This window comes from Solibacillus sp. FSL R5-0449 (assembly GCF_037975215.1).
GTDB lineage: Bacteria > Bacillota > Bacilli > Bacillales_A > Planococcaceae > Solibacillus.
Genome location: NZ_CP150239.1, coordinates 284,815 through 301,147, shown reverse-complemented (window position 1 = coordinate 301,147; position 16,333 = coordinate 284,815). Strand labels below are relative to the sequence as shown.

Annotated in this window: 15 protein-coding genes; 3 read left to right on the top strand and 12 right to left on the bottom strand. The window is 41.3% G+C overall.

The features are described from left to right. Positions 1-9: 9 nt before the first annotated feature. Genes mdcA through MKY27_RS01475 form a run of 3 tightly spaced genes read right to left on the bottom strand, consistent with a single transcriptional unit; the run spans position 10 to position 3,263 of the window. The gene (gene mdcA, locus MKY27_RS01485) at positions 10-1,659 is read right to left on the bottom strand and encodes a malonate decarboxylase subunit alpha (protein WP_339174878.1); all 1,650 of its coding nucleotides are present in this window, start codon (positions 1,657-1,659) and stop codon (positions 10-12) included. Positions 1,660-1,661: 2 nt separating this feature from the next. Further along, positions 1,662-2,588 carry a malonate decarboxylase subunit epsilon gene (locus MKY27_RS01480; protein WP_339197140.1) on the bottom strand — a complete coding sequence of 309 codons (927 nt, stop codon included), beginning with the start codon at positions 2,586-2,588 and terminating at the stop codon, positions 1,662-1,664. 24 nt (positions 2,589-2,612) lie between these two features. Continuing rightward, a complete protein-coding gene (locus tag MKY27_RS01475; RefSeq protein ID WP_339197137.1) occupies positions 2,613-3,263 on the bottom strand; it encodes a GntR family transcriptional regulator in 651 nt (216 codons plus the stop codon). A 191-nt stretch (positions 3,264-3,454) separates the two neighbouring features. Here MKY27_RS01475 and madL point away from each other — a divergent pair, with 191 nt between their 5' ends. The 3 genes from madL to MKY27_RS01460 all read left to right on the top strand — a co-directional run bounded on the left by madL (position 3,455) and on the right by MKY27_RS01460 (position 5,845). Next, positions 3,455-3,862 carry a malonate transporter subunit MadL gene (madL, locus tag MKY27_RS01470; protein WP_339197134.1) on the top strand — a complete coding sequence of 136 codons (408 nt, stop codon included), beginning with the start codon at positions 3,455-3,457 and terminating at the stop codon, positions 3,860-3,862. 1 nt (position 3,863) lies between these two features. Further along, positions 3,864-4,625, top strand: a complete 762-nt coding sequence (gene madM, locus MKY27_RS01465; RefSeq protein ID WP_339197132.1) for a malonate transporter subunit MadM — start codon at positions 3,864-3,866, stop codon at positions 4,623-4,625. 281 nt (positions 4,626-4,906) lie between these two features. Next, entirely contained in the window at positions 4,907-5,845 is a 939-nt protein-coding gene (locus MKY27_RS01460; protein WP_339197130.1) for a carbohydrate kinase, read from the top strand. Between the two features lie 49 nt (positions 5,846-5,894). Here the strand turns inward: MKY27_RS01460 and MKY27_RS01455 are convergent, their stop codons facing one another. The 9 genes from MKY27_RS01455 to MKY27_RS01415 all read right to left on the bottom strand — a co-directional run bounded on the left by MKY27_RS01455 (position 5,895) and on the right by MKY27_RS01415 (position 16,326). Further along, positions 5,895-7,268 carry a HAMP domain-containing sensor histidine kinase gene (locus MKY27_RS01455; protein WP_339197127.1) on the bottom strand — a complete coding sequence of 458 codons (1,374 nt, stop codon included), beginning with the start codon at positions 7,266-7,268 and terminating at the stop codon, positions 5,895-5,897. Continuing rightward, positions 7,265-7,933 carry a response regulator transcription factor gene (locus MKY27_RS01450; protein ID WP_079523876.1) on the bottom strand — a complete coding sequence of 223 codons (669 nt, stop codon included), beginning with the start codon at positions 7,931-7,933 and terminating at the stop codon, positions 7,265-7,267. Before MKY27_RS01450 ends, MKY27_RS01455 begins: the two co-directional genes overlap by 4 nt. 110 nt (positions 7,934-8,043) lie before the next feature. Next, entirely contained in the window at positions 8,044-10,146 is a 2,103-nt protein-coding gene (locus tag MKY27_RS01445) for an MMPL family transporter (RefSeq protein ID WP_339197126.1), read from the bottom strand. A 142-nt stretch (positions 10,147-10,288) separates the two neighbouring features. Beyond that, the gene (locus MKY27_RS01440; RefSeq protein ID WP_339197123.1) at positions 10,289-11,767 is read right to left on the bottom strand and encodes an AMP-binding protein; all 1,479 of its coding nucleotides are present in this window, start codon (positions 11,765-11,767) and stop codon (positions 10,289-10,291) included. Positions 11,768-11,782: 15 nt separating this feature from the next. Continuing rightward, on the bottom strand, positions 11,783-12,514 hold the full coding sequence (gene fabG, locus MKY27_RS01435; RefSeq protein ID WP_339197120.1) for a 3-oxoacyl-ACP reductase FabG: 732 nt from the start codon (positions 12,512-12,514) through the stop codon (positions 11,783-11,785). Positions 12,515-12,530: 16 nt separating this feature from the next. After that, positions 12,531-13,430 (bottom strand): alpha/beta hydrolase, encoded by a 900-nt coding sequence (locus MKY27_RS01430; protein ID WP_339197117.1) that lies wholly within the window; start codon positions 13,428-13,430, stop codon positions 12,531-12,533. A gap of 1 nt (position 13,431) precedes the next feature. Continuing rightward, the gene (locus tag MKY27_RS01425) at positions 13,432-14,436 is read right to left on the bottom strand and encodes a 3-oxoacyl-ACP synthase (protein ID WP_339197114.1); all 1,005 of its coding nucleotides are present in this window, start codon (positions 14,434-14,436) and stop codon (positions 13,432-13,434) included. Continuing rightward, complete coding sequence (locus MKY27_RS01420; protein ID WP_339174864.1) at positions 14,433-15,458, bottom strand: branched-chain amino acid ABC transporter permease; 1,026 nt, start codon at positions 15,456-15,458, stop codon at positions 14,433-14,435. The genes MKY27_RS01425 and MKY27_RS01420 overlap by 4 nt, the downstream gene beginning before the upstream one ends. 4 nt (positions 15,459-15,462) lie before the next feature. Continuing rightward, a complete protein-coding gene (locus MKY27_RS01415) occupies positions 15,463-16,326 on the bottom strand; it encodes a branched-chain amino acid ABC transporter permease (RefSeq protein ID WP_339197111.1) in 864 nt (287 codons plus the stop codon). Positions 16,327-16,333 lie beyond the last annotated feature (7 nt).

Genomic DNA, 16,333 nt, shown 5'->3' with positions numbered 1-16,333 from the left:
TTCAGCTCCTTACCAACTTTTGAATTTCGTTGGTGGCTCATATAATCCACCAGACCATTGAACAAGTTCATCAATATTTTTTGCCGCCAATAATGAACGGTTCGCTTCACCGCGTAAAATATTCAAGTCTTCCGGCATTGCCACTAAACCGCGCTCGCGAAGTGATTTTGTACGCTTCACATCATTTTCCATTCCTAATGGTGTTACCCCTGCAATCGAAGCGATCATTTCTCTACGTTCTGCCGGGCTATCTGTTTTATATAAGTAGGCAATCCCTTCTTCTGTCACAACATGTGTAACATCTTCCGCATAAATCATAACCGGAGCAACTGCCAAGTTCGCCTGTTTCTTTACGTCAATCGCATCTAGGCGTTCAACAAAGACAGGTGTATTGGCATCCTGGAATGTTTCTGCTACTTGAACCACCAGTTTTTTCCCGCGAGCCAATTCATCCTGACTCGTCATCATGTTGTACCAAGCTTCCGTTGAGTGACGGCGTCCGCCTGGATCATGTCCCATATTCGGTGCACCACCATAACCTGCAACGCGCCCTTTTGTTACTGTCGAAGAATTTCCGTATGCATCCATTTGCAGTGTCGATCCGATAAATAAATCTACTGCATACTGACCTGCAAGCTGTGCCAATGTACGATTCGAACGAAGGCTGCCATCTTTCCCTGTGAAGAAAATATCGCGACGTGCCTCTACATATTTTTCCATCCCTAGCTCACCGCCAAAACAGTGAACACTTTCTACCCATCCTGTTTCAATCGCCGGGATCAGTGTCGGGTGCGGATTCAGAACCCAGTTTTTGCATATTTTCCCCTTCAAGCCTAATTGCTCACCATAAGAAGGTAACAGCAGCTCGATTGCAGCGGTATTAAAGCCAATCCCATGGTTTAAAGATTGAACGCCGTGTTTTTCATAAATACCTCGAATACACATCATCGCCTGTAAAATCTGGATATCCGTAATATGGCGTGGATCACGAGTAAATAACGGCTCCAGTTCATACGGCTCATCCGCTTCAACGATGAAATCTACCCAAGAACCCGGAATATCGACACGTGGCAATTCATCCACAATTTCATTTACTTGAGCGATTACAATTCCGTCACGGAAAGCCGCTGCCTCTACAATTGTCGGCGTTTCTTCCGTATTTGGTCCTGTATATAAGTTTCCGAAGCGGTCTGCTTTATCCGCCGCGACTAACGCAATATTCGGAATTAAATCGATAAAAAGTCTCCCATAAAGCTCAACATATGTGTGCAGATCCCCTAAAATCAATCGGCCATCTTCGATCATCTGTGCGATACGTAAACTTTGAGGCCCTGCAAAACTTAAATCGATTTTCTTTGCGATTCCTTCTTCAAAAATATCTAAATGTTCCGGACGCGACACACTGGACATAATCATATGTAAATCATGTACACGCTCTGGATCGACCTTCACTAGCGCTTGAGATAAAAATGACGCCTGCTTTTGATTGTTTCCTTCAAGAACAACCCGATCCCCCGGTTTAATAAGCAATTCAAGTACGTCTACAATTTTTTCTGTAGGAATTGTTACACCATTCACTAGATGCTCCACTTCCGCCAATCTCTTTTTCTTTCCTTCTAATCTTGTTGACCAAGAACGCTGTTGTTGTATTAATACCATATTTACACCCCTTCATTTTTTGCTAAATATAGACAATCATTAAATCCGTTCTTTTCCACACTATAGCTATCCGCTTCCGGAAACGCATTTTTGGCAAGTTTTTTTAATACATCTCCTGGCGACATTTCAATAAATTGACGAACACCATTTTCGAATAAAATCGAAGTCGCATCATGCCACCTGACAGGTAACGCAATACTTTCAGCCAAATCCTGAATAATACGGGAAGGCTGGCGAAGTACTCGTGCATTTCGATTTGAAATCAACGGAAATTTCGGCCTTTGGAGCGTTATGCTCTCCATCTCTTTTGCCAATCGGTCCTGAACCGGTAAAAACAAAGGACAATGGGATGGTGTAGAAACATTCAGCATCTTTGCTGAACTTGCGCCCTTTCCTGCTACGTAATCCAATACATTTTGCATGGCTTCTTTATGCCCTGATAAAGTCAACTGCTGCGGTGCATTGCGGTTGGATACATAGACCGGTTTTTCATCCGTATGGAATTTCTGAGTTATTTCTATAAGAGTTGATTCAGGTAACCCTACAACAACTGCCATTCCATACGCCTCATCCTGTAAAGATTCCATCAGTTCTCCCCGAAGTGAGACTAAACCCAGGGCATCACTAAATGTTAGTACTTCGCTCGTCACTGCAGCGGCAAATGCCCCTACCGAGTGACCCGCCAAATAGTCCGGTTTTGCTCCTTCATTTAAAAAGGCTCGGGCTGTTGCAACACCGGCTGCCAGCATTGTAATCTGGACGTTTTTGGTACTCATTAGTTTTTCTGCTGTTGCGAGCAGCTTAATGTCTGTTTTTAAAACATCCGAAGCTTCATCCAAAGTTTCTTTAATAGCAGGGTGTGTAGGAAGTGACTCCAAAAAACCGCCATATTGCGAACCTTGCCCTGGAAAAAGCCATGCCTGTTTCATCGTTAACTTCCCCCTCCCTTTGTTTTACAACTGCTTATTACGGACACTGAAGATTACATCCTCTGTATGCTTTCTTAAAATGGACTTCAGCTGATCCAAATCATCATTCTTTAAACATTCGTAAATACTTGTATGCTCCAAAATCGACTTATCAATAATTTCGTTATTTGAAAAGTGGATTACTTGAATTCGTAATAATGGGATAGCTATTTTACTGTACATATCATTTAGCACTAAGCTATTACTTAATTTGAATATGAGAAAGTGAAATTGATAGTTTAAGTGCGTATATTCTGTATAGCTTTTTGTTTTCGTCATCTTCGTTAGGACGGCTTTCATTTCTTTCAGAGTGCCTTTTTCTTTACTCGGATTTTCGATACGTTCTGCTGCCAGCATTTCCAAATGGTTTCGCACATCCAGTAAATCTTTCATATCATCCAATGTATAGCCTTTAATGAATGCCCCTTTTCGAGGGACACGTTCAATAATTCCTTCAGTAGCTAATAAATAAATCGCTTCTCTTACAGGAGAGCGGCTCGTTTCGTACTGTTCTGCATAAATGGATTCAACGACTTGATCTCCAGGTCTTAACTCACCATTCAATACTTGTTCGAGCAAGTTATTGGCAATTCTAATTGATAAGGCATTGTCCAATGCTCTTTCAAAATAATTCATTTAACCTTCTCCTTCTATAAGAACTTGGTCGACTGTATACAATTTATAATATATCTTTAAAACATAAATTTCAATCGTATTATCTACTTTTCTCTAAAAAAAATAATATTTTTCTTGATTATGTATTTATTATTGTTTATTCTATATTCAGAATACAGTCGACTGTTCTAAACAATCAAAGGGGTGTAATTATGGTTATATATGGTGTTGCCATTTTAGCTGGGTGTTTCTTATTTGGGATGTTCTGTGGTGAATTAATCGGAGCTTTAATGGGGATTGATTCGAATGTGGGTGGCGTAGGTATTGCGATGTTACTATTAATTGTGGTGGTTGATAAGTTGCAGAAGAGCGGGAAAATCAGTATAGCTGCCCAAAGTGGCTTAGCTTTCTGGAATGCAATGTATATCCCAATCGTTATCGCAATGGCAGCAAGTCAAAATGTATTAGGTGCATTAACTGGAGGTCCTCTAGCGATTATCGCAGGAATTGCAGTCGTACTTATTAGCTGGTTAGTTGTTCCATTGTTAAGCGGGAAAAAGGCGAAGGAATCTGCCATTGAGTTCAATAAAAATCACCCGGCAACAGGGGAGGTAAACTAATATGTGGGAAGCTCTAAAAACTGCACTAGAATCGAATGGTTTAATTACGGGATTCGTTATTGTCGGGATTACAATGTATGTCGCTTACTTGATTTCAAATAAGTTAACAAAGGGGCTTATTCATGGGTCGGCTATTGCGATTGTTCTCGGTTTAGTATTAGCTTATTTCGGCGGTGTTTACAGTGAAGGTACAAAAGGTTTAGCTGATGTTTCGCTATTTGCAGGTATCGGTCTTTTAGGTGGCAGCATGCTTCGTGACTTCGCTATTGTAGCTACATCATTCGGAGCAAACTTTGACGAAATCAAAAAAGCTGGTATTCGCGGGATTTCATCACTATTTATCGGTGTTGGATTATCGTTTGTAGTTGGTATTATTTTTGCACTTATTTTCGGTTATACAGATGCTGTAAGTCTTGCTACAATCGGTGCCGGTACAGTTACTTATATTGTTGGTCCAGTAACAGGAGCTGCATTAGGTGCTAGTTCAGAAGTTATTGCAATCAGTATTGCCGCAGGGTTAGTAAAATCGGTATTAGTAATGGTAGGAACACCGTTTATCGCACGATTCATCGGTTTAAACAATCCATTAACAGCAATGGTTTACGGTGGTTTAATGGGAACTACTTCCGGTGTTACGGGAGGATTAGCTGCAACGGATGTACGATTGGTCCCGTATGGCGCCGTTACAGCTACTTTCTACACAGGTTTAGGCTGTTTACTATGCCCTACCCTGTTATTCATCTTAACAGATATGATTTGGTAAGTTAATCATTCATTCTCGATATATAGGGTGCAATTTCATATTTTCAAAAAGGTGTCACATTTTTCTCTATAACATTCCCCCAGAATTTTATAAGATAAATTCCACCTTCCGAAAATTGAATTGGCATAGATAAAACGTGAGTACATTTCCGTACTCACGTTTTTGTTGTGCTATTCAATAAAATCCTGTTCTAAATTAATAAACTCCTAGGGTAAATATTTTTAATTCCAGTAATTTTATGCCAATATTTAGTGAAACACATATATTTGGAGGAGACGGCTATGAAAAAAATTCTTTGTATTGGCGAATTGCTCATCGATTTTTTTACAACTCATACGGAAGTGTCCATTATCGAAGCGAAATCGTTTGAAAAGCAGGCAGGCGGTGCTCCGGCAAATGTTGCGGCAACGATTGCGATGCTTGGTGGACAGGCATATTTTTGCGGAAAAGTAGGCGATGATGCATTTGGTCACTTTTTAAAACAAACGTTGGAGCAAGCTGGTGTTCATACAGATCAATTAATAATGGATCCGTCTGCACCGACTACTTTAGCCTTTGTTTCAAGACAAAAAGATGGGGAGCGGGATTTTATCTTTAATCGTGGTGCCGACGAATTGCTCACTGTTGAAGATCTGGACCTGCAACAGCTCATGACGCTGGATATGATTCATTTCGGCTCTGCTACAGCCCTTTTAAGTGAACCTTTCAGTAAAACGTACGAACAGCTAATGCAAACTTTACATCTTCAAAATCATTTTATTTCATTTGATCCAAACTACCGGGCAGACTTATGGAAGGGTGATTCCGATTTGTTCATCCATAAATGTGAACCATTCCTTGAAGCTGCAAATTTCATTAAGATGAGTGATGAAGAACTGTTATTATTCGCTAGGACTGATAATTTCGAACAGGCAATCGAATGGCTGACACAGTTTAGTGATAAAACTATCGCCATTACACAAGGCGCTTCCGGTACAATGCTTATCCGTAACGGACAAATTACAAATGTTCCGGCATTTCCTGTAAAACCGATTGATACAACCGGTGCAGGTGATGCTTTTGTCGGTGCCGTTATGTATCAGTTAAGTAAATATGCAGATACAAATATTTCGTTCAATGAATGGGTAACCGTTATCGAATTTGCCAACCAAGCTGCAGCAAAAGTATGCGAAAAAGTCGGTGCAATTGATGCCCTCTCTTCCTTAAAAGAACTTTCGTAATAAAACGGGCGCGCTAAAAGTTTCATTCCACTTTTAACGCGCCCTTCTTTTATTGGACATTTAAAACAACTGTTACTTTAGTTCCTTTTCCAAGCTCACTTTCAATAGTAAACTGTCCCCCATGACGGTTCACGATTTCTGTTACAATCGCCAAACCTAACCCGCTGCTTTGACTCGAGCGTGAAGGGTCTACCCGGTAAAATCGTTCCTTCACCTTTTCAAGTGCTTCTTCCGGTATACCGATCCCTTTATCTTTTATCGTTACAAAAATCTGATTATCCTTTTTACTGCATGTGACAATAATTTTTCCTTTATCTTCACTGTAGCGAATAGCATTTGACAACAGATTGTCCCAAACTTGTTCCATTAACTGTTCATCTGCAAAAACTTCAACCGGTTCCAGTTCATATACAAGCTCCATCTGCTTATCATCCAGTTTCCAACGCTTTGCAAATAGCCGTTCCTTCAACTGTTTATCTAACGAATAGTTTTTCTTTTGAACCGGTAAATTCTTCTGGTCAAGCGAGCTCAGTAACAGCAACTGCTTTGTTAATGCGGAAAGGCGCTTCGTTTCCTGCTCAATAATCTCCAAATATTGCACACGTTCTTCCTCTGTATTGTCCGCGTCCTTCAATACATTTGCATAGCCTTGAATGTTGAGCAACGGTGATTGGAAATCGTGTGACACATTATTTATGAAGTCTTTCTTAATCTGATCATTTTCCGCGAGGCGATTGGCCATCTTTTGAAATTGAGTTGCAAGCTGACCGAGCTCATCATCACGATCAATCGATAACTGGATATCATAATTTTCAAGAGCGATTTGCTTTGTTGCCTGCTGCAATTGCTTCAATGGTCTGACAAGCTGACGGGCAAGTAGAATCATTGTCAATAAAATAACTAAAGCCGTAATAATAATGAAGCTAACGATCAATAAATGCATTTCAGAAAACAGTGTCGCATTTTCCTGACGAATGAAAAATGCATAGCTTTCATCATTTAGTTGAAATGATATACCGATTGTATTTCGAATATCATTTGCGAAATGATTCATAAAGTAGGAAGAACCATTATAGTCGCGAATGCCGTGATACACATCATCGGTACCGACGATATCTAGCATCTCAGGTGTGAGCTTTGTTTTTTTAAACTCACTTCCGTATGAAGTTAAGCTACCATCAGGATAAATAACCCCTATTTGGTAGCCAAGCTTTGCTATTGACTGAAAGTAGGCATCCGCACTTTCTTTCGGCATTGCTTTTAAAATTTGCTGTACTTCCTGGGCTACCCCATAATTTTTGGCGTCTGTATCAGGTCGAATTTGCGATTTATAAATTTGTCCGATTAACAGCATCGACATTGTAATGCTTATGACGATGACAGCCAATGTCACGACAATATATTGCCTGTATAATGTTTTCATTTCAGTTCCTCAATTTTATAGCCGATTCCGCGTACGGTTTGAATTTTCACCTGTGCATTCACTTCTTCCAACCGGCTGCGCAGACGCTTAATATGTGTTGTCAGTGTAAAGTCATCCCCGTCATAATCATAGCCCCATACTTGTTCCATTAACTGGTCTCGCGTAAATACGACTTCCGGTCTTGAACATAAAATGCCCAATAGCTCAAATTCTTTTAAAGGCAGCAGTGATACTTGCTCCCCTACTTTTACTTCATATGTTTGCCGATCAATGAGCATATTGGCAATCTTTATTTGACTTCGTTCCACTTTTTGAAAGCGCCGTAAAATCGCCCGTACTCTAAACAGCAGTTCTTTCGGTTCAAATGGCTTCACCATATAGTCGTCCGCGCCCGCCAAAAAACCTTTTTCCTTATCATCGAGTGTTGTTTTGGCAGTCAGCATCAATACAGGTACACCGATTTCAGCGAGATTTTTCGTCAAGCTTATGCCATCCATTTTCGGCATCATTACATCGACAATCGCCAGATCGACCGGCTCCTGCTGCAATAAATTTAATGCTTCCATTCCGTCACTTGCAAACAGCGCTTCGAACCCTTCTTTTTTCAAATGAATGCCAATTAATTTCCGTATAAATGCATCGTCATCTACAACTAATATCCGCATTGAAATCACCGCCTTATCTATTTTTAAGGAACTCCTATCTCTCAAATACTGTTCCTTATTCTATCCATAAAAAGAGACATCGAATTACTCGATGTCCCTTCATCTAACCATTACTTCTTGTCTTTTTCAAATGTTAATATCAGCATCGGCAATAACATACCGCGTACTAGGAATGTATCAATCAAAATACCTACTGCAACGATAAAGCCGAATACGAACAGATCGGCAATTGGCATTGTCATTAATGCCGCGAAAGTTGCTGCAAGTATAATCCCTGCTGACGAAATAACACCGCCTGTATTACGGATAGCAATTTCAAGCGCCTGTTTCACTGTTGTGTGTTTGCGCTCTTCAAGGAATCGGGACACTAAAATAATATTGTAGTCTATACCTAGCGCAACAAGGAATATGAATGCATAGACAGGTACACGAGTACTGATTGCATCATAGCCAAATAATACATCAACTAGGAATAATCCTAATCCCAATGCCGATAAATACGACACTAAAATGGTTGCCATCATGTAAATCGGCATTTTCCAAGATTTTGTAAGGACAAATAATAATACTAAAATTAAAATTGTTTCTAAAAGGACAATTTTAATAATATCAGCATTGTTTACATTGCGCTCATCCAGCAATTTCGCTGTTGTTCCCGCAAAGTGCATCTCACCGTCAATTCCGGCTGCCGCTAAGTAATCCGCACTGTTTTCACGCATTTCTTCAAGCTTATCGATTGCTTCCGGATCATATGGATTTAAATCAAAAGCCATTGTTAATTTCATTTTTGTTTCGTCTTCTGAAACAGCTGACGGGCGAACAGATGCAATTTCATCTTCTGCTAATAATGCTTCCGTTAAATCTTGCTTTTGCTGCTCTGTTAATGCCTGTTCACTTTCGACTAAAAGTGATGTAGGAGCAAGTTCCCCTTTATCAAAGCGTGACTCGACAATTTCATAGCCGACACGTGATGGCAATTCTTCAGGGAAAGATTTCACCGTATCAAACTCATAATCTAAGTTGAACACATTTAATGAAGTAATAATCATGAAAATCAGGACTAATCCACCTGATAAATAAGGTTTGTTTACAACAAACTTGGCAATTGCTCCCCAAATTCCATGTTTTACTTCTTTTGTCTCACCAAATTTCGGTACTTTCGGCCAGAATGCTTTACGGCCAAACAAGGCAAATAACGCCGGAACTAATGTAACTGAACCTAGCATAATAACAAATACTGCTGTACCAAAGATTGGCGCGAAGTTTTGATAGTCACGGAAATCGGCCAAGAATAGGACAAGCATTGCCGCCAACACGGTTCCGCCTGCAAAGAATACTGGCTCGCCAGTTGCACGCATCGCATACTTCATTGCTTCATATTTGTTTTCGTAATGGTTCAGTTCTTCACGGTAACGCGAGAACACGAATAATGAGTAATCGATTACTGCAGCAAACAAAAGGATACTCATAATCGATGTGGTAGAGTTATTAATTTCTAAACCAGCTGCCCCCATTAAAGCAACCGACTGATTTACTACTTGATAAACAATTACCGTTGCAAGTAATGGAATAATCGCTAATAGCGGTGAACGGTAAATGATAATTAATAGAACTAAAATAATCCCGATTGTCGCAAATAATAGCTGTAAGTCTGCTTGTTCAAACAGTTTTACAGTATCGCCGGCAATCCCTGCTGGACCAGTAATGTAAAATTGTGTATCCCCTGTTTTTTCAGCTGCTTCATTTCCGATTTCAGAAGCAAAATCGTTAATTTCCGCATAAGCCGAATTTCCAAGACCTTGCTCAAGCGTCATCGGTACGATCATCGTCGATTTATCTTCCGACGTAAATCCTGCTAAAGCTTGTGGCGGCAAGTTTGAAATGTCAACAATCTGGTCAACACCTTCAATATTTTCCGCAATTACTGCATTTAAAATTTCTTTTACGCTTTCGACGTTAATTTCCCTGTTTTCATTATGGAAAACCAATATACCTGGTGTTCCTTCATCATTCGGGAAGTACTCGCTTAACTTATTTTCAACGATAATTGATTGTGCATCATCTGGCAGTGATTGGAAGTTGGTCACTTTATATTCACTTAGCATCGGACCGGCGCTTAAGCCAATCATCAACACAAGCCAGACAATAAGTGTAATCCAGGCACCGCGTTTTGTTGAGACCCAATCTGTAATTGGATTTAAAAACTTATTCATCGATATCCTCCTTTTTAACACATCTGCAGTATAAAGGAGCTATATGAACTTCATATAAACTTCTATTAAATCAAATCAATAGAAAAGACCAATATGTCGACTTTCCGACATTTTGGTCCTGTGACTAACTCATCTATAGTTTCTATTCCGTTATGAATACACTGTTCAAAAGCTGTTTTTTATCAATTTTACCGACGACGGTTTTCGGAAGTTCCTGCAGAAAGTAGATTTGCTTCGGCACTTTATAATTGGCAAGGCGTTCTTTACAGTACTTTAACAGTTCCGATTGAAGCTGTTCGGACGGGTTCTCGGAAATTACAAACGCCACAACACATTCGCCCCATTTTTCGTTCGGAACTCCAAGTACGGATACTTCCTGCACCGCTTCATGGGCAATTAAACATTGTTCGACTTCCTGCGGATACACATTCTCTCCGCCCGTTATAATCATTTCCTTTTTCCGGCCGACAATATAATAATCGCCGTCCTCATCAAACTTTGCCAAGTCACCTGTTTTTAACCAGCCATCTTCAAAAGTTGCGCTCGTTGCCTCTTCATTTTTCCAGTAGTGTGAAAAAACATGGCTGCCTTTTAAGCAGAGTTCGCCAACTTCCCCTTCTGCACATAGCTGACCTTCTTTATTGATGATTTTTACTTCATTAAAAAGCATACTTTTCCCGATAGCGCCCTTTTTGTTCATCGCCACTTCTGCATCGATGGAAAAGTTATTCGGACCTGCTTCAGTTAACCCGTATCCTTCTTTAAAAAACAGTCCTCTTTTTTGGAAACATTCATAAATAGGCTTCGGACAAGGTGCCCCACCCGATAAAAACACCTTCACAGTGGGGAAACTGGACTGTTTAAAATACTCCGTTTCAATAATCGACTGGTACATTGTCGGTACAAATAAGGAAACCGTCGTTTTATATTCATCAATGGCCCGAACCGCTCTTTCCGGGTCAAATTTCCGGCCGATTACTACTGTTCCCCCTGCCATTAAAATCGGCAATGCAAGTGCATTGATTCCGCCTGTATGGAAAAGGGGCATATAATTCAATGTACAGTCCTTATCGTTTAACCCCCAGCTAATGACCGTATTCACCGCATTCGTAGTGACCGCTTCATATGACAGGACAACACCTTTTGGTTTACCTGTCGTCCCCCCGGTATAAATAATCATCCACGGAAGCTGAGGTTCATCACGCCACTTATATGTAGTAGGCTCAACTAATTCAGAGCTACCGCATGTTAAAAATTTGGCTGGCGAAAGCTGCATTGCTCGTTCACAATGCGTATCATCCGTAATTAATAAAGCAGGTGAGCAATCGGATAAAACCGTCTCTAATTCGGATATAGACAATTTTGTATTCAACGGAACATAAATCAGTTCGTTTAAACGACAGGCGATTAAAATGGCAAAGCTTTCAATTGAATTTTCCATCAACGTTACAACTCGGTCTCCCTGCTGTAACTGCTGTTTGGAAAAAGTTCGGCTCCAGCCATACGCATGCTGCATCAGCTCTTTATATGTCCACGTTTCACCTGTTTCTAACTGAATTAAGGCTGTTTTATCCGGTGTTTGGCCTGCTCGTTTCGCAATCCAAAAGTCCAGCTGTTGCATTAGCCATCCCACCTTCTACATCATAATGCCGCCATCTACTTGCAGAACATGACCTGTAATATAACTCGATTCATCCGATGCTAAAAATAAATAAGCATTTGCGATATCTTCCGGTTTTCCTAATCGTTGGAGACTTGTAATGCCCTCCATTTGCTGAAGCACTTTTTCCGGCATTTTTTCGACCATTGGTGTTGCCGTAAATCCAGGCGCAACAGCATTTACATTGATTCCTTTACGACCGAGTTCCTTTGCCCAAGTTTTTGTCATTCCGATAATGGCCGCCTTTGTTGCGGCATAGTTTGTTTGACCAAAATTACCGTATACACCACTTACCGATGAAGTACTGATAATTTTGCCTGACCCCTGTGCGATCATATGAGGTGCTACTGCTTGAGTACAGTAGTAGACACCATTTAAGTTAATTTGAATGACCTTCTCAAAGTCCTCTTCGCTCATTTTTACAAGTGTTGCATCACGGGTAATTCCCGCATTGTTTATTAAAATATCGATTTTGCCGAAACGATCAACAACTTGTTGTACCATTTCCTTTACGTCCGCCAGTTTCGATACATCAACTGCAAAGAAGGCCACATTCTCCCCCAGCTCTGCTTCGATTTTCTCGCCTTGCTGCTTGTCATAGTCTACGATGGCTACTTTTGCGCCTTCTTCCAAAAAACGCTTTACCGCTGCAAGGCCAATACCGCCCGCACCACCTGTAATAATTGCTACTTTATTTTCTAAACGCATATAGCCCCGACTCCTTTTAAGATAAAATAAATTCCTCGATTGCCTCTTTCGTTTCATCCAGACAATCGACTAGCGGTGAGTGTCCGCAGTTTGCCAGCTTCATAATTTGGGCCCGGCCCCCAAAATCCTCGATAATTTCGGTTGTCATTACCCCGTTCACTACAAAGTCACGGTCGCCGTATAAAACAAATACAGGAATGTGAATATCTTTCACCTGGTTCGTTCCTTTTGCGATTTCATTATCGACCGCACTTATATTGAATGTATTTAATGCATGGTACACATCGGCCAAATTACGCTGTGTCAGCATGTCGTCCACATATTGCTCATAGCGCGCCTCGTCCGGCTGTTTCTGCGTATAAATAGCACTGTTCCATACAAATTTCAGCCCGTCGCGATTTTTCGTATCATACATTTGCTGCATCGGAATTGTTTTGACAGGGTCCTGCTCAATTTGCTCGATTGTTGATAAGCGCTTTGAAAGATTCGGTGTGCCGTCCGCATTTGAACTATAAAATGGATACCCGCGTGTTGAACCGGAAGCAAATAAGACGAGCTTTTTACTGTAGCCCGGGTAATCTGCACAAAACTGCATCGCCACATTACCGCCTGTAGACCAGCCGACAATTGTAAAGTCCCTCAGCTCAAGGGCATCAACGAAAAGCTTAATATCATCGCTGAAATCTTTGATCGAAGTAATCCGTTTGTTATACGTCGATTCCCCAAAGCCGCGCATATCGACCGCATAAATGGTGAATCGTTCATCCATTGATTCCATCAGCAAATCCCAATGCTTCGAACTTGTCATATTGCCATGAACTAACAGAACAAGTTCATCGCCGCCTTCTCGTTTCCGATACGATAAAGTTTCACCATTCGATAACTCCACTTTTGCTAAAACATCCAGTTTATTCATATTAAGCCCCCCACTTTACTGTAATGGCACCCCATGCATAACCGATACCCGCACTCACTAATGAAACAATTTGCCCTTCTTGCAGCTTCCCTTCCTTACGCGCGAGGCAAAGAGATAAAATCTGATCAATTTGCCCGATATGACCGTAACGTGATAGATAAATCGAATTTTCTTCTGAAAGGCCGAGCTCTTTTAACACATAGTCATGTGCAGACTTTTTCATATGGAGCATCGCAACATAATGTAAATTATTTTCGCTATATCCACTTTTCTGCAGTGACTGGCGAATCACCTTTAAAAAATTGCTTAATGATTTCTGCTCCAAACGAAGCTTCATACCATCAGGATCGAGAACGTCCAATATATAGCGCCCTTCCCGAATATGATCAACCGTCAACGGTTCCTTTGTACCTCCAACCGGAACAACGACATCTTCCGAAAATGAACCGTCTGTAATGAGCGAGGCTTCCAGTACTTCGTGTCCGCCCGCATTCTTTTGTAAAATCATCGCACCTGCACCTGCGCCTAAATTGAACATAAAACGTGTCCGCTCATTTTCATAATCGATAAAATCATGGTTGCGGTACCCGCCAGCCAATAGCACGGTTTTGACGGAATCATCGGCCAGCATTAAGCTTTTCGCCACTTTCATCGCCATAATGGCAGTACCGCAACGAAGCTGGACATCGAACGCCCAGGCATTCACCGCCCCGATTTCTTCCTGAATTTTAATCGCAGCCGTCCATAACGGGTACTCTTTATGCTCTTCCCCGATATAAATGACGACATCAATATCTTTTGCATCCACTTGCGCTTCGGAAATCGCTTCCTTTGCCGCTTTGACACTCATTTCAACCGGATGATCATTTGGACCGGCAACGACCTTTTCAATAATGCCCATTTTCGTTTCAACGACAGCTGCTGGGATATTTGCCTTCTCCGCAATTTGGGCACCGGTCATTCTTCCTTCAGGTAAATACATTCCTAATCCAGTTATTCCGATCATCGTTGTATCTCCTTTTCACGAAGCTTTACAGACGCCTTTGTTTTTTGCCCCTTTTTCATCTTCCACTCATGGTAGCGCATTGAGACTGTACCGACGATGCCTCGCGGGAAGAAGATAACCGCTAAAATGTACAGAATACCGAAGAAGATAATCCAGCGTTCAAAAATCGGATAGTCTCTTGCAAGACCTGATAAGTAATGCTGAGCAAACTCGATGACGCCTGCACCGATGATCGGCCCGATTAACGTTCCGACTCCCCCGATAATCGTCATCATCAGTGCGTCGAGTGTAATGTCCATCGTCAGAACACTCGTATTGACGAAACGCAGCGATATTGCATACAGCGAACCTGCCAAACTTGCAACGGCACCTGCAATAACGGAAGCGATGATTTTATAGCCTAAAGTTTTAAATCCGAGCGAGCGTGTACGTTGCTCGTTTTCACGAATCGCAACGAGCACTTTCCCGAATGGTGATGCCACAATTCGTTTCAGTAAAATGAAAATGACAACGAGGCAAATGAGCACTAAAAAGTAAAAATACAGTCGCTCACGAAACAGTTCCGGTGCACGGAATGTAAACCCGTCATTCCCTTTCGTTACCGTACGCCATTTTTCCGCCAGCACTAAAAACAACCCTGAAATCGCTAACGTAAACATTGCATAAAAGTGACTTTTCAAACGGAGCGTCAATGCACCGCTTATTACACTAATAATTGCGGATAGCACGATACCGACTACAATCGAAGCAGCGAATATACCGATTGACGGACCGAAATCGCTCAGCATGATCGCGGTCGTATACGCACCAATCCCGAAAAACATCGCATGACCGAATGAAATAATGCCCGTGTAACCTAGTAAAATATCGTAACTCATCGCAAGTATTGCAAAAATACAAAACTGCGTTAATAAAATCGTCATCGTTCGAGAATCGAGTACAAACGGTAATACAGCCATGATTCCTACTGCGACTGCATACACTAAATTTGATTTTGATAAAATTAATGGCTGTTTTAACATAGAATCACCCCTTCGCAACCGTGAATAAGCCTTGTGGACGGAAAATCAGAACACTTGCCATTAAAATCATATTGACCGCAACAGATAGAAACGGCACATAGTACGCCATAAAACTTCCGGCAAGCCCTACTAAAATCGCTGCCATCAATGAACCTTGGAAACTTCCCATTCCACCGATGACTACAACGATAAATCCTAAAATCGCATATTCCATGCCCATTTCCGCATACACAACCCCTGAATACGGAGCCATCAGCATTCCGCCTAATGCCGCCAATGCCGCACCGCACATAAAGACAAGTAAAAATACGCGCTTAATATTGATACCTAGTGCCTGTGTCATTTCCCGATTCATAACACCAGCCCGTACAATTAACCCTATTTTCGTACGATTTAAAATGAAATACAGAACACCGAATAAAGCAAACCCTACAACGATAATGAAAATCCGGTATTTAATAATCGTCAAATCGCCAATTTGCCAGCTGCCCGCCAAGTAAGAAGGAACTTTAACAGGTACACCGTTTGGCCCGAATACGACCTTGATCATTTCCTGCAGCACGAGCATGAACCCGAGCGTAATCAGAATCTGCTGTACGTGATTTCCGTAAACCGGCTTAATAATAAGCTTTTCTGTAATAAATCCAAGAACAAGACCTGTAAGAATCGCAATTATAATTCCGACTATAAAACTGTTGCTCCATAAATAGGTGAACACCCCTGTATAGGCACCCCATACGAACAGTCCACCGTGCGCAAAGTTTAGTACGTCCATGAGCCCGAATATAAGCGTCAATCCGGCTGCCAGTAAGAAAATAAGCATCCCTGTCGCTAGTCCATTGATTGTTAAACTGATTATTAGTTCCACCCGCTTC